The 17,344-nt window shown below is 38.0% G+C and carries 20 protein-coding genes; 14 read left to right on the top strand and 6 right to left on the bottom strand.

What is annotated here, in order from left to right; translation table 11 throughout:
* Positions 1 to 6 precede the first annotated feature (6 nt).
* From CRI88_RS03850 to CRI88_RS03830, 5 genes are all read left to right on the top strand, one after another.
* On the top strand, positions 7 to 1,008 hold the full coding sequence (locus tag CRI88_RS03850; protein ID WP_036125460.1) for a FecCD family ABC transporter permease: 1,002 nt from the start codon (positions 7 to 9) through the stop codon (positions 1,006 to 1,008).
* Entirely contained in the window at positions 1,005 to 1,817 is an 813-nt protein-coding gene (locus CRI88_RS03845; RefSeq protein ID WP_101966402.1) for an ABC transporter ATP-binding protein, read from the top strand. The genes CRI88_RS03850 and CRI88_RS03845 overlap by 4 nt, the downstream gene beginning before the upstream one ends.
* A 535-nt stretch (positions 1,818 to 2,352) precedes the next feature.
* On the top strand, positions 2,353 to 3,135 hold the full coding sequence (locus CRI88_RS03840; protein WP_058843445.1) for an SDR family NAD(P)-dependent oxidoreductase: 783 nt from the start codon (positions 2,353 to 2,355) through the stop codon (positions 3,133 to 3,135).
* A gap of 194 nt (positions 3,136 to 3,329) precedes the next feature.
* Positions 3,330 to 3,776 (top strand): CidA/LrgA family protein, encoded by a 447-nt coding sequence (locus CRI88_RS03835; protein ID WP_058843446.1) that lies wholly within the window; start codon positions 3,330 to 3,332, stop codon positions 3,774 to 3,776.
* Positions 3,769 to 4,446: an LrgB family protein gene (locus tag CRI88_RS03830; RefSeq protein WP_058843447.1), complete on the top strand. Its 678-nt coding sequence runs from the start codon at positions 3,769 to 3,771 to the stop codon at positions 4,444 to 4,446. The genes CRI88_RS03835 and CRI88_RS03830 overlap by 8 nt, the downstream gene beginning before the upstream one ends.
* Positions 4,447 to 4,505: 59 nt before the next feature.
* Here CRI88_RS03830 and CRI88_RS03825 read toward each other — a convergent pair whose 3' ends face one another.
* Complete coding sequence (locus CRI88_RS03825) at positions 4,506 to 5,102, bottom strand: class I SAM-dependent methyltransferase (RefSeq protein WP_058843448.1); 597 nt, start codon at positions 5,100 to 5,102, stop codon at positions 4,506 to 4,508.
* Between the two features lie 263 nt (positions 5,103 to 5,365).
* Entirely contained in the window at positions 5,366 to 6,835 is a 1,470-nt protein-coding gene (locus CRI88_RS03820) for an aminotransferase class I/II-fold pyridoxal phosphate-dependent enzyme (protein ID WP_101966400.1), read from the bottom strand.
* Between the two features lie 143 nt (positions 6,836 to 6,978).
* On the opposite strand from CRI88_RS03820, the gene CRI88_RS03815 reads away from it, so the two are divergent.
* Positions 6,979 to 7,938 (top strand): NAD(P)H-dependent flavin oxidoreductase, encoded by a 960-nt coding sequence (locus CRI88_RS03815; RefSeq protein ID WP_058843450.1) that lies wholly within the window; start codon positions 6,979 to 6,981, stop codon positions 7,936 to 7,938.
* Between the two features lie 20 nt (positions 7,939 to 7,958).
* Complete coding sequence (locus CRI88_RS03810; protein ID WP_036125382.1) at positions 7,959 to 8,246, top strand: UPF0223 family protein; 288 nt, start codon at positions 7,959 to 7,961, stop codon at positions 8,244 to 8,246.
* A 111-nt stretch (positions 8,247 to 8,357) separates the two neighbouring features.
* Here the strand turns inward: CRI88_RS03810 and CRI88_RS03805 are convergent, their stop codons facing one another.
* Positions 8,358 to 8,984, bottom strand: coding sequence for a YktB family protein (locus CRI88_RS03805; RefSeq protein WP_036125380.1), 627 nt, complete (start codon positions 8,982 to 8,984; stop codon positions 8,358 to 8,360).
* 126 nt (positions 8,985 to 9,110) lie between these two features.
* Between CRI88_RS03805 and CRI88_RS03800 the strand changes: the two genes are divergently transcribed.
* Both CRI88_RS03800 and CRI88_RS03795 read left to right on the top strand, forming a co-directional pair.
* Complete coding sequence (locus tag CRI88_RS03800) at positions 9,111 to 9,308, top strand: hypothetical protein (protein WP_036125378.1); 198 nt, start codon at positions 9,111 to 9,113, stop codon at positions 9,306 to 9,308.
* A 209-nt stretch (positions 9,309 to 9,517) separates the two neighbouring features.
* A complete protein-coding gene (locus CRI88_RS03795) occupies positions 9,518 to 10,312 on the top strand; it encodes an inositol monophosphatase family protein (protein ID WP_036125376.1) in 795 nt (264 codons plus the stop codon).
* 107 nt (positions 10,313 to 10,419) lie between these two features.
* Here the strand turns inward: CRI88_RS03795 and CRI88_RS03790 are convergent, their stop codons facing one another.
* Positions 10,420 to 10,605 carry a DUF5325 family protein gene (locus CRI88_RS03790; protein ID WP_036125374.1) on the bottom strand — a complete coding sequence of 62 codons (186 nt, stop codon included), beginning with the start codon at positions 10,603 to 10,605 and terminating at the stop codon, positions 10,420 to 10,422.
* Positions 10,606 to 10,743: 138 nt separating this feature from the next.
* Here CRI88_RS03790 and typA point away from each other — a divergent pair, with 138 nt between their 5' ends.
* The 5 genes from typA to CRI88_RS03765 all read left to right on the top strand — a co-directional run bounded on the left by typA (position 10,744) and on the right by CRI88_RS03765 (position 15,804).
* A complete protein-coding gene (typA, locus tag CRI88_RS03785) occupies positions 10,744 to 12,588 on the top strand; it encodes a translational GTPase TypA (RefSeq protein WP_036125372.1) in 1,845 nt (614 codons plus the stop codon).
* Positions 12,589 to 12,618: 30 nt separating this feature from the next.
* On the top strand, positions 12,619 to 13,017 hold the full coding sequence (locus tag CRI88_RS03780) for a YlaH-like family protein (RefSeq protein ID WP_036125369.1): 399 nt from the start codon (positions 12,619 to 12,621) through the stop codon (positions 13,015 to 13,017).
* Positions 13,018 to 13,255: 238 nt separating this feature from the next.
* Positions 13,256 to 14,248, top strand: coding sequence for an ABC transporter substrate-binding protein (locus tag CRI88_RS03775; protein ID WP_058843452.1), 993 nt, complete (start codon positions 13,256 to 13,258; stop codon positions 14,246 to 14,248).
* Position 14,249: 1 nt separating this feature from the next.
* On the top strand, positions 14,250 to 15,017 hold the full coding sequence (locus CRI88_RS03770) for an ABC transporter ATP-binding protein (RefSeq protein ID WP_036125365.1): 768 nt from the start codon (positions 14,250 to 14,252) through the stop codon (positions 15,015 to 15,017).
* The gene (locus tag CRI88_RS03765; RefSeq protein ID WP_036125362.1) at positions 15,010 to 15,804 is read left to right on the top strand and encodes an ABC transporter permease; all 795 of its coding nucleotides are present in this window, start codon (positions 15,010 to 15,012) and stop codon (positions 15,802 to 15,804) included. Before CRI88_RS03770 ends, CRI88_RS03765 begins: the two co-directional genes overlap by 8 nt.
* A 757-nt stretch (positions 15,805 to 16,561) precedes the next feature.
* On the opposite strand, the gene CRI88_RS03760 is transcribed toward CRI88_RS03765, so the two are convergent.
* Together CRI88_RS03760 and CRI88_RS03755 are read right to left on the bottom strand one after the other, a co-directional pair.
* The gene (locus tag CRI88_RS03760; protein WP_036125360.1) at positions 16,562 to 16,765 is read right to left on the bottom strand and encodes a YlaI family protein; all 204 of its coding nucleotides are present in this window, start codon (positions 16,763 to 16,765) and stop codon (positions 16,562 to 16,564) included.
* A gap of 11 nt (positions 16,766 to 16,776) precedes the next feature.
* Complete coding sequence (locus CRI88_RS03755; RefSeq protein ID WP_036125357.1) at positions 16,777 to 17,277, bottom strand: molybdopterin-binding protein; 501 nt, start codon at positions 17,275 to 17,277, stop codon at positions 16,777 to 16,779.
* Positions 17,278 to 17,344 lie beyond the last annotated feature (67 nt).

The following is a 17,344-nucleotide window of genomic DNA, read 5'->3' as shown; positions in this document are numbered from 1 at the left end:
TGGTAAATGCAAAACTGGAAAAAGATTATTTTATGGCTCCTCCCCTTGGTGATTGCCGTTATTTCTCTTGGTGTAGGACGCTTTGAGGTTGGTATCGAGCAGCTATTAAAGATTCTTGCTTCACAGATTTTCCCTATAGAGCCGACATGGACAGAGATGGAAGAAACGGTTATTATCAATATTCGCTTGCCACGTATTCTTCTCGCATTGTTAATTGGTGGAGGTTTAGCAATTGCAGGTGCTAGCTTCCAAGGAATGTTTGGTAATCCGCTAGTATCACCAGATATTTTAGGTGTTTCGGCGGGAGCTGGCTTTGGTGCTTCTCTTGGGATATTATTGTTTGGGCAAAATTTTGCCACACAGATAATGGCATTGCTTTTTGGATTAGGTGCTATCGGCTTTACGTTTTTAATTGCTGGCGCACGCAAAAATGCTCCTATTTTTATGTTTGTCTTAGCAGGTGTTATTACATCGGCACTGTTTAATGCGCTTATTTCGTTAACTAAATTTGTAGCTGACCCAGAGGAAAAGCTACCTGCGATTACCTATTGGTTGATGGGTAGCTTAGGAACGGTTACTTATAAAGATTTATATATAGGTGGACCACTGATTATTATCGGTATGTTAATACTTTATTTCCTAAGATGGCGATTAAATATTTTAACCCTCCCAGAGGATGAGGCAAAATCAATGGGAATTTCTGTAGTGCCTTTGAAATGGATGATTATATTTGGTGCCACTTTGATTACTGCGGTATCTGTTGCGGTTGCAGGAATTGTTGGCTGGGTGGGTTTGATTATTCCACATGTTGCTCGTATGCTTGTTGGAAACAATAATCAGCATGTATTACCAATGTCGATTGCTATTGGAAGCGTCTATTTGTTAGTAATTGATAATTTAGCACGTTCTATAACAGCAACAGAAATACCTTTATCGATTTTAACAGCGATTATTGGTGCACCATTCTTTGCTTATTTACTGCGTAAATCTGGAGGTGGATGGGCGTGATAATTGAAGTGAAAAATGGCAATTTTTATTATGAAAAGCATCGTAAGAAATCCCAAAATCTTTATGAAAACAATATTAATTTTACACTGGAACCAGGACAAATTATGGCCATCCTTGGTCCTAATGGTGCTGGAAAGACAACGATGCTCAAATGTATTACAGGGTTACTAGAGTGGAAGCAGGGAGAAACCTATATAGATGGCAAGCCATTGTCTACTGTCAAGCGTAAGGAGCTTTGGCAACGTATTGGCTATGTACCGCAAGCTCATAAAATGGTATTTGGTTTTACAATAGAAGAGCTTGTTGTGATGGGAAGAGCCCCTTTTATTAGTACATTGGCCCAACCATCAAAAAAAGATTTAGAAGCGGCGCATTTGGCATTAGATACAATTGGTATCGTCCATTTAGCAAAAAAATCATGCAATGAGGTAAGTGGCGGCGAGCTACAGCTGGCTTTAATAGCTCGCACACTGGTTGCCGATCCAGAAATACTTATTTTAGATGAACCAGAGTCACATTTGGATATTCAAAAACAAATTACTATTTTACAAACAATCAAGCAATTAGCGAGAGAGCGTGGCATTTCTTGTATTATTAACACGCATTATCCTAATCATGCCTTTTATTTAGCTGATCGGGTCCTGATGACGGCAAAGGATAAGGGTGTTGTATATGGCGCTGTACGTGAAATAATGACGGAGGAAAGAATGCAGTCGTTTTTTGGTATCGAGCTAAAAAAAATACTGTATGAAGAAGAGAATTATGTGGTAGAAACGATGGTTCCACGTGCATTAGGTGCAGAAAAATAAGGAGTGCCGCTGCCTCCACTCCAATCAACCATTCTGCAAAAGTGTCTTTTCCTTTTTCATACTAGCCGTTGGGAACTAAATAACCCTTTATTTGTCTTATTAGAGAGAGGAAAGACCCTTATTTTCAAGATGGAGAAGTGATGAGTGACAACACCCCTCCATAAAAGGAGTAGTGAAAATCTTTGCTAAAAGGATAACCTTTTTATGGATTGGAAGGCTACTTGACTCCGATGGGATAGCGAGACAGGCGAGCCCACAGGAAAGCAAGTAGCCGGAAATCCATTTTCACCTTTCACAAACATTCTATGGATAGTTTTGTTTTTCCACACTATGTAGCATGTAGTTGTTTTTCCAACTACATGCTTTTTAGCTATTTTACTGTATTAGCTTGGTGCGTGAGTCGGCTACATTGATAATCAGGTAGTGGTATTGCCTTCAAATATTATTTCTATTATTTGCAAGCTCCTTTAATTATTCTGAATAATCGATAAATGGTATAATGATAGCATTGTAGAAAGTAAGGGAGGATTTCATAGTGGAGCTTAATTTAACTGGGAAAGTAGCAATTATTACAGGATCGAGTAAAGGAATTGGTTATTATACGGCCATGCAACTTGTCAAAGAGGGGGCTCATGTTGTACTTTGCGCACGTGGAGAAAAACAGCTACAGGTGGCGGCTGGATGTATTAAAAATGAAACGGATGTGGATGTTTTAATTGTTCCAGCTGATGTTACAAAGGAAAAGGATTGTAAGTATTTAATTGAGCGTACAGTAGAACATTTTGGACGCATTGATATTCTCATTAATAATGCAGGTACGGCTTCAGCGAATCCCTTTGAGTCAGTGAGTAGTGAGCTGTGGCAAGCAGATTTAGATTTAAAAGTATTTGGGGCTATACATTGCTCCAAATATGCTGCACCATATATGCGTAAGGCTGGTGCAGGTGCAATCGTTAATGTGACAGCGGTGATGGCTAAGACACCTCCAGCAAGCTCGCTTCCTACTACAGTTAGCCGCGCTGCGGGACTTGCTTTGACAAAAGCGATGAGCAAGGATTTAGGGAAGGATAATATTCGCGTAAATTCTGTATGTATTGGGCTTATTCGCAGTGATCAGATCGAAAAGAATTGGAAAAAGGAAGAACCTAATTTATCGTGGGAAGAATATTCTCGTATGGTAGGGAAAACTATTCCACTTGGACGTGTAGGTGATACGCAAGAAGCCGCTAACGTCATCACATTTTTAGTTTCTGATGCAGCAAGTTATGTTACAGGGACTTCAGTGAATATTGATGGTGGCTCTGGTCACGCATTATAAATAGGATAATCTTTTTTAGGAAAATAATTTTAATGATGTCTCATTAAATTATGATGAGACAACCCCTATATTTCTCTTAATTAAAAGAAGAAAGCCATCCGCTTTCTTTTTTTATATTATTTTCCTAAAATTATAATAGACAGAAAATTCTTGCAGATGTAGAATGAACGATATAGGGGGTGAAAAGTGGCGAAATGTTGAACGAAAATTTTGCTGCGCTATTGTTGCGAGTTATTCGTATCATTGCTCAAATTGGCATACTGACGATTTTTTATTACATGGGGGTGGGAATAGTAACATATTTACACATACCTCTTCCAGGAAGTGTTATTGGATTACTATTATTAGCACTTTCACTCATGTTTAAAATCATTAAGGTGGAATATATTCAAGACGGTGCCAGTTTTTTAATTGGTATGTTAACATTGTTTTTCATACCAGCAACGGTAGGTGTTATTGATTATCCAGAACTCATGTCAGTCACTGGCCTGTTGATTATTTTAGCCGTTATTGCTAGTACATTAATCTCTATTTATGTCACGGGTTTACTGACACAAATCATTGAGAAAAAAGAATTGGCGAAAAAAGAAGGTACGGAAACCACTGTTGATGAAGGGAAGGGAGAGTTAACGGTTGATTGAAGCAATTGTTGTCCTAAGTACCGTCATTATGTTTGTATTGTTCACAAAGCTTTATCAGCGATTTCCACATCCCATCATGATCCCCTTGGTCACTACTACAGTGGTCAGTGTGATGATTTTACTTATATTCGATATTCCATATGCAACATATATGAGAGGTGGAGAATGGCTTCAGAAAATGCTTGGACCAGCAGTTGTCGCACTTGCCTATCCTCTCTATAATCAACGAGCTATTATTCTAAAATATAAGTATTCTATTTTATCAGGACTTTTCATCGGTATGATTACAGGCTTAATGACAATTTTTGTATTACTAAAATGGATTGGTGTAAAGTCTAGCTGGATGCTGACGGCCTTACCTAAATCATTAACCACGCCTGTTGGGATGCAGGTAAGCGAAACGATAGGGGGTATCCCGCCTCTAACTGCTGTTTTTGTGATGATTGCAGGATTTGTAGGGGCTATTATTGGACCATTCGTTATTAAATATGGCAAAATCAACTCGGCCGTTAGTAGAGGTGTGGCTGTAGGCAGTGCCTCACATGGTGTAGGTCTTGTAAAATTAAGAGAATATGGGGAACAGGAATTATCAGTTGGTTCATTATCGATGGGCTTAACCGCTGTTATTGGGGCATTTTTCTGTCCTTTATTTGTTTATTTATTTTTATAATCCAATTGTCGCTTTGTGCAAAAAAAGAGTTGTCTCAAAAACTATTTGAGACAACCTCTTTAGCTTTTTTCAATAATCAATTGAATCGTATGGGCTAGCCCAGTGTGTAGCATTCCTTCATGTCGAATTTGCTCACCTGTAAAAAAGTGGATAATTTTATATGCTTGACACCATTGAAGGACATCTAAAGGGTTATATAAAAAATCGAGTTGCTGTGGACCACCTGAAGCATAAGGGAGCTGATAAATGGAATATAACTCCATCATAATTCGCCCTCCTGGTTTGACTGAATCGATAATCTTTTGTATGACCGTTTGTTGTTGCTTTGCTGGAAAATGTCCAAATACCATAATGGCCGCATCATATTTATTAACGGGAAGCTCATCCAGCAGTAAATCGGCTAGCTTAGTTTGAACTGTCACTTGATGCTTCAGTGCTAATTGTTCAGTTTTTTGAAGGCCACTCTGTGCATAATCATAGGCAGTAACCGTATGTCCAGCTGTGGCTAAAAAAACAGCATTACGTCCTTCACCCTCTGCATAGGCGGCGATATTAGGGGAATCTTTCAAATAATATACATAATCTTTAATAAAGGCATTAGGTTGTTCGCCATAAACGTATTCTGCTCCTTGAAAACGTTGATCCCAAGTATTCATTTAGTTCACTCCCTTTTTTATATTGTAAATAATATAGATTGCTTATTCTAATTTTTAGCTTATTAGTTGAAAGCTTCAAAAAGCAAATCATAAATTCTTAAGTAATATTCAAGTACCATTTATTATGTAATTAATAATGATTGGGACAGGTAAAGAGAAATTTCTAAAGCTGCAATGATATCCAAGCATAGCAAAGCTCACATGAGTGTTTTAGAGATAATGAAAAAGCTAGCTCTTCACAATGAAGAACTAGCTTTTAATTTTTAAAAAATAGGTTTTCGTTCTTTTATTACCCGAATTGTTTTCAATGTTGTATCCTCGGGTCCTTGTACTGGTAAACCTGCTTCAATATTCATTTGAATATAATGAATATTTTCTTGTGTAATTATTTCCCCGGGAATAAAAATCGGAATTCCAGGAGGATAGACCATAATAAATTCTGCACAAATACAGTTATCCGCTTCTGCAAGAGGAACGACTTCTGTATCGGCATAAAAGGCATCACGTGGTGACATGGCAAGAGCTGGGATTTCTGGTACATTCACTACAGCTTCTGTGATAGCCGCTTCAGAATCGAATGCTTTTGACATACGAGTAAGTGCATTTACTAAAAGATTAATTTCTTTTTTCGTATCTCCCAATGTCACTAAACATAAAATATTGTAAAGGTCAGACAGTTCCACTTCAATATTGGCATTATATCGTAACCATTCCTCAGCTCTATGACCAGAAATACTTAAATCTTTTACACTAATAAGCAGTTTTAATGGGTCCATATCATAGGTCGCCGATGAATGTAATTTTTCCTTACCTGCACACTTTAAGTGCGCTATTTGATTGATGCGTTTACGCGCATCTTTTGCTAAACGCAATGCATCGTCGATTAAATCATATCCATGAATGGCTAGCTGGCGACGAGCTGTGTCAAGCGAAGCGAGTAATGGATATGAAGTCGATGTCGTTGTTAGCATGGAAAAGACAGCTTGTACACGTTTCGCTGAAACAAGACCTTCACGGACATTTAAAATGGAAGTTTGCGTCATGGAGCCACCGAGCTTGTGTACACTTGTTGCTGCCATATCTGCACCTGCCTCCATTGCTGAATACGGTAGGTCATCATGGAATTTTATGTGTACACCATGTGCTTCGTCTACGACTACTGGAATCTGACGATCATGAGCGATTTCGACAATGCGCTTTAAATCAGCTGTAAAGCCAAAATAAGTTGGATTAATAACAAGTACAGCTTTTGTGTCTGGATAAGCATTCAACGCTTTTTCGACAGCTTCAGGCGATATGCCATGAGAAATTCCATATTCACTGTCGACTTCTGGGTGAATAAAAATTGGAATTGCACCAGCGAATACAATCGCCGACATAATAGATTTATGAACATTCCGTGGCACTAGAATCTTATCACCTGGGCCGACGACGGTCAGAATCATCGTCATGATGGCGCCACTAGTACCTTGGACGGAAAAGAATGTATGATCAGCACCAAAGGCTTCAGCTGCAAGGCTTTGTGCTTCTTTAATAGCACCCTTTGGTGAATGTAAATCGTCTAGTGGAGCAATATTAATTAAATCAATTGATAAAACGTTGTCGCCGACGAATTCTCGGAAAGCAGGGTCCATCCCTTGCCCTTTCTTATGGCCTGGAATATGGAATTGAATTGGATGTCTGTTCCGATGTTTAAGTAATACGTCGAACAATGGAGTCTCTAGTTGTGACAACGCAGGTACCACCTCACTTTATAATATCTAAGAAAACAAATGAATTATAGCACCTAACGACACGAAAAAATAGACTTTTCATAAAAATAAAAGGTTTTTTTCAGGATAAAGAGAAATTAGTATCGAACGAAAGGGGAGGTACTATGAATTGGAATACACGTGTGACGGAGCTTTTGCAGGTTAAATACCCCATTATTCAAGGAGGGTTAGCCTATTTAGCATATGCTGATTTAGCGGCAGCTGTATCGAATGCTGGCGGTCTAGGGCAAATAACAGCCATGAGCTTACGAGATCCTAATTTATTACGAGCAGAGATCCAGAAAGTCCGAACATTAACAGATAAACCGTTTGGCGTAAATTTTGCGATTGGTCTGCATGGTATAGGCTTTGAGGAGATGGTGCGCGTTGCAGTTGAGGAAGAAGTACCAGTTATTACGATGACTGGAGGAAACCCAGCACCTATTTTTGAGTTGCTAAAAGGAACAGCTATCAAAAAATTGGTACTTGTAGCTGCTCGTAGACAAGCCCAAAAAGCTGAACAACTAGGAGCAGATGCTGTGATGGTTGTTGGTCAAGAGGGGGGAGGTCATCTTGGGCGAGATGACGTTGGCACAATGGTGCTAGTTCCTCAAGTGGTTGATAGTGTGAAAATTCCAATCATTGCTTCTGGAGGCATTGGTGATGGGCGTGGTTGGCTAGCTGCACACGCATTGGGAGCTGAAGGTATTGAAATGGGCACACGCTTTATTGCCACAAAAGAATGTGTCGATGCATCAGAGGCTTATAAAGAGGCTCTGCTTGCTAGTACGGAGGCTGATACGACGATTATTAAGCGTTCTATCGGCGCGCCAGCACGAGCTTTACGTAATGAATTTACGACAAAGATTTTAGAAATTGAGGAAAAAACACCAACATATGAGGCTTTAAAAGACTATATCAGTGGTTCAGCCAATAAGCGTTTTATTTACGATGGCAATCAAAATGAAGGCTTTGGCTGGGCTGGTCAAGTGACGGGAATGATTCACGATATCCCAACCGTAGCGGAACTTATTAATCGAATGGTTGCAGAAGCTGAAAGTATCCGGTTAAAATGGGGGCAATAACATAAAGGTGGTTTTGTCGAATGGAATATTCTTATCCGTTTTCAACTGATTGGTCCACAGAGGAAATTGTGGATGTCGTTCAATTCTTTGAAGGAATTGAGAAAGCTTATGAAAAGGGCATCAAGCGTGAAGTCATGCTGGCTAAATATCGTCGCTTTAAAGAGATTGTTCCATCTCAAGCAGAGGAAAAAACAATTTTTCGAGAATTCGAAGAGGCAAGTGGCTATATTAGCTATCCTGTCGTCAAACAAACCAAGGAAGCCGAAGATGGGATGCTTATAAAAATTGTCCCTAAAAACGGTCGATAAAAAATGGATGTGAGCACAACTCACATCCATTTTTTAATTTTTTGTGTTAAAAAACGACATTTTGCATAAACTACATCAATAAAAATCATCATTAAATGAATCTAAGTAAAACTATTTTCCAACAATGACGTTGTAAAGAGGAAGTAAGCGATTAAATGTTTCCTCTGTTAATTGTTGTAACTCGCTAGCTGTTAGCTTTGTCGCTTGCTCTTTTGGAATGTGACGACCAACCAAGAACTCACCTTTTTTGACATCTCGTAGTCGTATAAGCAATGCTTCAAGCTTGTCTTCTTTTGCCTCTTCGAGAGAAATGGCCTCAGGGGACATATGATCACCTGACACAATAAAATCAGTAGGAAGTTGCTCCAATAAAGATTTATGGGCAAGTAAACGCTCAGCCATAACATTTTTTTGCGGTGCTTCATAAATAATAGCTAAGACGATGAATAAATGTGTGTGCCATAGACCAATCTGAAAGTGAGGCAATGATTTATAACCTCTTTTATAGGGAGCGAAGGCAACCCAACTATCCTTTGGTGGGTTAACAGTTCTTCGAGCATGTTTGGCAACATGAGGGAAGAATTCTTCACCTAGTTGGCTAGAGAAATAAGCAGAAAAATCCTCTCCTAGTTGATTGAATTTTGGACGTACAAGGGAAGTTAAAGCATCCATTCTTTGTTCTAAACCGTCTATTGTAAAAACATTAAAGTCTTTGTTTGTCCACTTTGTTTTTGGCAATTTTATTTTACTCCTTTCGTTTTATAAGGTTTATTTTACGCTGATTTTGGGAAAAAATCTTATAACAAGAACTTTATCGAAATAAAAAAGTTTTTGTAAAAAAAATTAAAAAAGGAAGTGTTTTTTATGAAACCTATCGTAAAAATTATACGTAAAGTTGACATTGAAAAGCAATATGAACACATTTTACAATTAGAATTAGATTATGAATTAGCATCACTCTTTGAGGCGATGAATGAAAAAAATGATATTGAAATTGAAAAAAGTAAAAAACGTCTGGCTGAAATACAGATGGAACTTGAAAGCTTGCACGCCTATGCGTAATCAAAATTTAATACCTATTTAAAAAATCACTTGCTGAATATTCCGACAGCAGGTGATTTTTATTGTGACAAAGGGTAAAATAGAAATTATATCAAATTGCAGTCCTCTGTTTTTTTATAGTCGAAACAAATGGTTAAGTGATGGAAAAGGTATGAGGAGCATAAAGAGAGCTAGAGAGCCTTTTCTTATATTCGAAGGGTGGGTTTTGAGTGCATTTACAACAAATTGATGAATTTGCAAAAAGTATCATTTTTGAAGCTGGAAGACGTATTCGAGAGGCTTTTTCGTATAATCTAGTTATTGAGACAAAATCAGGTGCAAATGATCTCGTTACCAATATTGACCGAGAGACCGAATTATTTTTTATCGAGCAAATTAAAGCTTTTGATCCAACCCATAAAATTTTAGGGGAAGAAGGAATGGGCGAAAAGGTCGAATCATTAGATGGTGTTGTCTGGATTATTGATCCGATTGATGGCACGATGAACTTCGTCAAACAACATCGTCATTTTATGATTTCTATCGGTATTTTTGTAAATGGTGTTGGAAAGTTAGGGTACATATTTGATGTTATGCGAGAGGATTTATTTAATGCCATTGAAGGTCAAGGGGCATGGTATAATGATTCACCATTGCGTAAACTACAGTCTGTCTCAATGGAGGAGTCGGTCATAGGCATTAATGCACATTGGGTGGCACCCAATCGACATATCCACCATGAAAAGGTGATAGAAATGGTTCGCAAAGTGCGTGGTACACGATCCTACGGGTCAGCGGCAATGGAAATTGCATTTGTTGTTAGTGGCAAACTAGATGCATATGTCTCCATGCGACTAGCACCATGGGATATTGCAGGCGGAACCATCATTGCTCAGGAGGTTGGGGCAGTTGCAACAAATTTACATGGAGAAGGCTTTGATTTCCTCCATCAAGATACTTTTATCATCGCCAATCCTTCCATCCATAAAGAATTATTAGAAAAATATATTGTGCCGTACGATTAAATAAAAAGGAGCCGTCTAGTAACTAGACAGCTCCTTTTCATGTTGATTGCTTATTTTTTCAGTGGGTTTTCAACCAGCTAAATTAACATCTGCCAAGGCATACTTGATTAAAGTAAGCCTTGTGTACGTAGTTTACGCTTCATTTTAAAGGCTGTCATGAAAATGACACAAGTTGCCACAATACCTGCTATTGCACCAAATACACTACTAGCCGCAACAGAATAGCCGATAGAGCACATTGCTAGTACAGCTGCTAATGCATAGATAGCCATTACGATTTTTGCACGATTCATAGCCTAGCCTCCTATATAAAAAATTTGTAAATCAAATATATTTTTTAGAATGATGGAAATTCTAATAAGGACATTTCTATCCTTCTTGTGCTATAATATCACAGTTAAACATTCGAAAAAAGAATATGGAGTGGAATAATGACAAACTTACGTCAAGATCTTCGCAATATCGCAATTATCGCCCACGTTGACCATGGTAAAACTACCTTAGTCGACCAATTACTAAAACAATCAGGTACATTCCGTTCAAACGAACGTGTTGAAGAACGTGCAATGGACTCTAATGATATTGAACGCGAACGTGGTATTACGATTTTAGCTAAAAATACAGCAGTAAACTATGAAGGAACTCGTATCAACATCCTTGATACGCCTGGACACGCTGACTTCGGTGGTGAGGTAGAACGTATTTTAAAAATGGTAGACGGCGTTTTACTAGTTGTCGATGCGTATGAAGGTTGTATGCCTCAAACACGTTTCGTACTGAAAAAAGCATTAGAACAACGCTTAACACCAATCGTTGTTGTTAATAAAGTAGACAAAGATTCAGCTCGTCCACTAGAAGTAGTGGATGAAGTGCTTGAATTATTTATCGAGTTAGGTGCAGATGACGATCAATTAGATTTCCCTGTTGTCTATGCTTCAGGTGTAAATGGTACAGCTTCTTTGGACGCAGATCCATCTAAACAAGAAGAAAATATGAAATGTCTATTCGAAAAAGTGATCGAGGCTATTCCAGCACCAGTGGATAACTCAGAAGATCCATTACAATTCCAAGTAGCTCTACTTGACTATAATGACTTCGTTGGACGTATCGGAATTGGTCGTGTATTCCGTGGAACAATTTCTGTAGGTCAACAAGTTGCACTGATGAAATTAGACGGTACAGTGAAAAACTTCCGTGTAACGAAAATCTTTGGTTTCTTCGGTTTAAAACGTGAAGAAGTAGAGACAGCAAAAGCTGGTGATTTAATCGCCGTTTCAGGTATGGAAGACATCAACGTTGGTGAAACAGTTTGTCCTGTTGAACACCAAGAAGCGCTTACACCATTACGTATTGATGAGCCGACTTTACAAATGACATTTTTAGTAAACAATTCGCCATTCGCAGGTCGTGAAGGGAAATGGGTTACTTCTCGTAAAGTAGAAGAGCGTTTACGTGCTCAATTACAAACGGACGTATCTTTACGTGTTGAAGATACTGATTCTCCAGATGCTTGGACAGTTTCAGGTCGTGGTGAGCTTCATCTATCAATTCTTATTGAAAATATGCGTCGTGAAGGTTTCGAATTACAAGTATCTAAACCGCAAGTAATCGTGCGTGAAATCGACGGCGTAAAATGTGAGCCATTCGAACGTGTTCAAATCGATGTACCAGAAGAAAATGTTGGTTCAATTATTGAATCAATTGGTGCACGTAAAGGTGAAATGCTTGATATGGTGAACAACGGCAGTGGTCAAGTTCGTTTAACGTTCTTAGTACCAGCTCGTGGTTTAATTGGTTATACTACTGAATTCATGTCGATGACAAAAGGTTTCGGTATCATCAACCATACGTTTGATTGCTACCAACCATTACTACCAGGTAAAATTGGTGGACGTCACCAAGGTGTACTAGTTTCAATGGAAACTGGTAAATCAACAACTTATGGGATGATGCAAATTGAAGACCGTGGTACACTGTTCTTGGAGCCAGGTACAGATATTTACGAAGGTATGATCGTTGGAGAAAATACTCGTGACGCTGATATCACTGTAAACATCACAAAAATGAAACAAAAAACAAACATCCGTTCAGCAAATAAAGACCAAACGAATGTTATTAAAAAACCACGTATTTTATCTTTAGAAGAAGCGCTTGAATACCTAGGTGATGACGAGTACTTAGAAATCACACCAGAATCTATTCGTCTGCGTAAAAAAATTCTTGATAAAAATGAACGTGAGAAAGCAGCGAAAAAATTACGTAACGCAGAACAATAATTTTCCGCTGACATGAAAGGAAGAGGAGTCTTGGATATTAAGTCCGCTTTATTGGGTGAACTAAATGTTATTCAAGTTGCTGCACAGACAAGTTCCGATGAAACAACAAGAGTTTATGGAAGAATGGCGGGTATAACTAGATTTTTATACGAAAATTTACCAAGCTATGAAATTGCAGGCTATGTTGTATTTCTTCTTGTATTTGCACTTTCTGCCATTGTCTATAAGTTAGGCTTTGCCAAGAAATTAAAACTATCTCAAAACATTATTATTTATGCGTTCCTATTTTTAGGTTGTATCATGCTAACGTTTTTTGCCCTATTCTTGCCAATGATTGAGGGTCTGATTGTAGCAGCCTTAATTTTAATCGTATATAAAACAAGATTATGGCGTGAAAAAAGAGAAGAGCAACAAGCTACCAATCAGTAACAAGTATGTATTTTATAATAAGAATTTTTATACAGTCTTAGCAATTATTACGCTAAGGCTGTTTTCTTTTGTATCAATTCTCGAGCTTGCTCGAAAAGTGCCTTCTCAAAAATATTATTTGATGTACCTGACGCTAAATAATTGCTAAATCAAAATAAATTGGTAGGCACCGAAATCTTCTAATGTGAATAAGTTAATGTCGATAGGCTTATTTTCATCACATCAAGGAGGAAAGGGAATGCGTGGGCTTACAAAAGGTTTGCTATTAGGTGTCATTGCTTTGTTACTCCTTTCTTTGACAGCATGTAATAAAGCAGAGCTAGAAAAAGTCAAAGTAGGAGAAGTAACTCGTTCAATTTTCTATGCGCCACAATATGTAGCACTTGAGAAAGGATTCTTCGAGGAGGAGGGTCTTTCTGTTGAGCTACAAACGATTGCAGGTGGCGATAAAACTATGACGGCGTTACTTTCAGACGGGATTGATATTGCTTTAGTTGGATCAGAGACATCTATTTATGTCACTTTACAAGGTGCTAATGATCCCATTCAAAATTTTGCACAGTTAACACAAACTGACGGTACTTTTTTAGTAGCAAGAGATAAAATGAATAATTTTTCGTGGGATCAATTAAAGGGCTCAACATTTTTGGGGCAACGTAAAGGCGGTATGCCTCAAATGGCAGGAGAATTTGTGTTGAAAAAACATGGCATTGACCCTGTAGATGATTTAACACTTATTCAAAATATTGATTTTGCCAATATTGCTACTGCTTTTGCCTCAGGTACTGGTGACTATGTACAATTATTTGAACCAACTGCGAGCGTCTTTGAGAAAGAGGGGAAAGGCTATATCGTAGCTTCGTTTGGAACGGAGTCTGGCAATCTTCCTTACACGTCTTTTATGGCAAAAAGTAGTTATTTAAAGGATGAAGCGAAAACGGTTCAGGCTTTTACAAATGCATTGCAACGAGCACAGGATTTTGTACAAAATGAGAGTTCAGCAGAAGTAGCAAAAATGATTCAGCCATATTTTGAAAATGTCGATATAGCGATCATTGAAACCGTGATTGAGCGTTACAAAGCGCAGGGCTCTTATGCTACTGACCCAGTTCTCGATGAAGGAGAGTGGGATAACTTGCAAACAATTATGGAGGAAGCAGGTGAACTTCCTCAACGAGTGGAATATGACAAACTTGTGAATACAACCTTTGCCAAAAAGGCTGCTGAGTAATATGGAATTTTTACAGCTGGAGAACATTCACCATAGTTATTTTTCAAACACACAGGCAAAGGAAGTATTACGTGATATTAGTCTAGCGATTCGTGAAGGAGAATTTGTATCCTTTATTGGACCGAGTGGCTGTGGGAAAACAACATTATTATCAATTATTGCAGGATTATTTCCTGCAACTGAAGGCAAGGTCTATATAGATGGTGAAGAGCTATCAGCACATAATCAATCTAGTATTGGCTATATGCTTCAGCAAGATTATTTATTTCCGTGGAAGACCATTGAGGAAAATGTAACAATCGGTTTGAAAATTATGGAACGAAGCAATAAAACACATAAAGTGACAGCCAATGCACTGTTGCAGGAAATTGGCTTACCACATGTCGGGAATAATTATCCACGAGAATTATCAGGAGGTATGCGACAGCGTGTGGCTCTTGCTCGCACATTAGCCGTAAACCCAAAAATATTATTATTAGATGAACCATTCTCCGCTTTGGATTATCAGTCGAAATTAAAGCTTGAGGATTTAGTTGTGGAGACCTTAAAAACGTATAAAAAGACGGCTATTCTTGTAACACATGATATTGGCGAGGCTATCGCGATGAGTGAGCGTGTCTTTCTATTTTCAGCCAATCCAGGGGCATTGCACAGAGTGTTTGAAATACCTGATGCTCTTCGTGAGCTGTCACCCTTTGATGTAAGACAGCATCCAGCCTATACAGATGTTTTCCAAACCATTTGGAAGGAGCTGGAGAGTCTTGGATAACACATTATTTAAACAATATCAGCAATTACTAAAAAAAGAAAAACGCTTTGTACGGTTATATCAGCTTATCATTCTACTGCTATTCTTTGGTGGGTGGGAGCTTCTTTCAAGACTAGAGTGGATTGATCGTTTAATATTTAGCTCACCGACACATGTTTGGCATACATTTATTGAAAAAGTAAGTGATGGTACATTAACATTACATGTTGGTGTGACATTAATGGAGACGGTGATTGGTTTTATTGCTGGTACTTTACTTGGAACATTAATCGCTATAGTATTGTGGTGGTCTCCGCTACTATCAAAGGTTCTCGACCCTTATTTAGTAATTTTAAATGCGATGCCAAAAGTTGCGCTCGGCCCTATTTTGATCGTTGCGCTCGGACCAGGCTATTTTTCCATTATCGCCATGGGTGCATTGATTTCCATCATTATTACAACCATTGTTGTGTATACAGCCTTCAAAGGTGTCGATCCAAATTATAGTAAGGTCTTACAAACATTTGGGGCAACTAGATGGCAAATCTTTCGTGAAGTAATTTTGCCAGCTTCATTTCCTACGATTATTTCAACTTTGAAAGTTAATGTTGGCTTATCATGGGTAGGGGTGATTGTAGGTGAATTTTTAGTAGCTTCAAAAGGGCTTGGTTATTTAATTATTTATGGCTTCCAAGTATTTAATTTTAACCTTGTGCTCATGTCGCTTCTGATCATTGCGTTTTTTGCGACCATTATGTATCAAGTAGTTGAATTGGTTGAAAAAATAATTATTAAAAATAACGGATAAAAGAGGTTCTCTATAGTTGAGGTACTTCTCAGACTGTTGACAAAAGGAATCGAGTGTGAACTTCTCGATTCCTTTTGTCATTTTTGATACCTTTTTTTCCATTCGCAAAGACATGCTTCAAGGTTCCTCTGCGCTTTGCATAGATTTGTTTAATATTATAAGGATGTTGTAAATATTCAACTTCCGCTACCACGATTCCCCGATAGGACGTTGAATGAGTTTCTGATGATTATTACTTTTTGTTCATTGTAATAAGGCTTAGGCGAGGGCACTTAATACAAATCAAAGGATTTGGTTTATTTGGGTAATATTCCACATTGAATGTGGTTTCTTTCATAGTTTGGGCATGGAGCCAATGCCAAAGATAAATAGAATAAATGTAAGAAAACATACTTGGACGTCCATAAGCTGAAGGGAGTTTTTCTACTAAGTTAAACGACAATCGATAGCAGCCTCTAGTATTCATACTAAGTAAACTTTGGGTATTAATGGATCAATCGCTAATTGTTCACGTTTATTGGTTTGCTTCATGGATTATCACCACAAAGGTTTACTTTTCATCAATACATGTAGATGGAGTACTTTATGTAAAAGTTGATTGGAACGAATGGCAGTGACTCCGCCCACGAAAAGCGTCCGCCTGTAGTGGAAAGTAAAAGAAAAAAGACTGAAGGCAAACGCTCGATTTTTTTGAGTTTGTCTTCAGTCTGAGAGGTGTCTTTATAGTTGAGGCACTTCTTTTTAATCTGTCATTTAGTTAAAATTCTTTATCCATTTGAGGTGAAGTACGATAAAAACGGAAATTGCCCGTTTCTATTCGTGCAAACGTATTTTCTTTAATACGATCATGACAAATTGTACACATATACGTATGAATTGGACGATTACGTAACTTCTTTGCTAAAGGCAGATTATCATCTAAATTATCAATCGTATCGCAAATAACGCATTTTACGCGCATTGCATTCCCTCCTATTCAGCGCGAATGGCTGATATGTTTTTAATAGGATTGTCAATATTTGAACCATCTTTTAATAATACATGGATTGGGCCATCTTCTAAAAGAGGCTTGCCGTCTTGGCTATATTTTAATATTAGTGTTGAAGCTTCTTCAATTGTGAATGGGAATTCTTGTCCATCTTTGCATTCTAAAACGATTTTTGTCGCTTCAGGTTTAATTTCAGCATTCTTCAAGAAATGACTTAATTGGATACCAAAAGTACCTGTTTCCATTCCTTTACGGTCAAATTTACGCTCTGATTTTAATGTAGGTGGGAATGTGGCCCCCTCCATAATTTCACGAGACCAGTGAGCACCAACCTCACGCATATATTTGATGTCAGAATCTTCCTCAATGTTTTGTGTCGTAAAGTAAGTGTTTAAATCTAATTTACGATCGTCGAATATCCATACAGTGGGATCTAATGTTAGTTGGTATGAGACGGCACCTGTAATAGGAATTATTGTTTCCATAATAGAAATCCTCCTTAAATCTTGTATATCCATGACATAGTATAACGCTAATGCCTAGAGATAATAA

The sequence above is a fragment of the Lysinibacillus fusiformis genome, assembly GCF_002845985.1.
GTDB classification, from domain to species: Bacteria; Bacillota; Bacilli; order Bacillales_A; family Planococcaceae; genus Lysinibacillus; species Lysinibacillus fusiformis_D.
Note: the sequence above shows the minus strand (reverse complement) of the source record. Positions and strands in the feature narration are given on the sequence as shown.

Excerpts from the sequence above, each read along its gene's own strand:
- CRI88_RS03755 (WP_036125357.1), bottom strand. The coding sequence starts at position 17,277 with ATGGAAACAATAATTCCTATTACAGGTGCCGTCTCATACCAACTAACA.
- CRI88_RS03760 (WP_036125360.1), bottom strand. The coding sequence starts at position 16,765 with ATGCGCGTAAAATGCGTTATTTGCGATACGATTGATAATTTAGATGAT.
- CRI88_RS03770 (WP_036125365.1), top strand. The coding sequence starts at position 14,250 with ATGGAATTTTTACAGCTGGAGAACATTCACCATAGTTATTTTTCAAAC.
- CRI88_RS03775 (WP_058843452.1), top strand. The coding sequence starts at position 13,256 with ATGCGTGGGCTTACAAAAGGTTTGCTATTAGGTGTCATTGCTTTGTTA.
- CRI88_RS03800 (WP_036125378.1), top strand. The coding sequence starts at position 9,111 with ATGAAACCTATCGTAAAAATTATACGTAAAGTTGACATTGAAAAGCAA.
- CRI88_RS03790 (WP_036125374.1), bottom strand. The coding sequence starts at position 10,605 with ATGAATCGTGCAAAAATCGTAATGGCTATCTATGCATTAGCAGCTGTA.
- CRI88_RS03810 (WP_036125382.1), top strand. The coding sequence starts at position 7,959 with ATGGAATATTCTTATCCGTTTTCAACTGATTGGTCCACAGAGGAAATT.
- typA (WP_036125372.1), top strand. The coding sequence starts at position 10,744 with ATGACAAACTTACGTCAAGATCTTCGCAATATCGCAATTATCGCCCAC.
- CRI88_RS03815 (WP_058843450.1), top strand. The coding sequence starts at position 6,979 with ATGAATTGGAATACACGTGTGACGGAGCTTTTGCAGGTTAAATACCCC.
- CRI88_RS03825 (WP_058843448.1), bottom strand. The coding sequence starts at position 5,102 with ATGAATACTTGGGATCAACGTTTTCAAGGAGCAGAATACGTTTATGGC.
- CRI88_RS03850 (WP_036125460.1), top strand. The coding sequence starts at position 7 with ATGCAAAACTGGAAAAAGATTATTTTATGGCTCCTCCCCTTGGTGATT.
- CRI88_RS03835 (WP_058843446.1), top strand. The coding sequence starts at position 3,330 with ATGTTGAACGAAAATTTTGCTGCGCTATTGTTGCGAGTTATTCGTATC.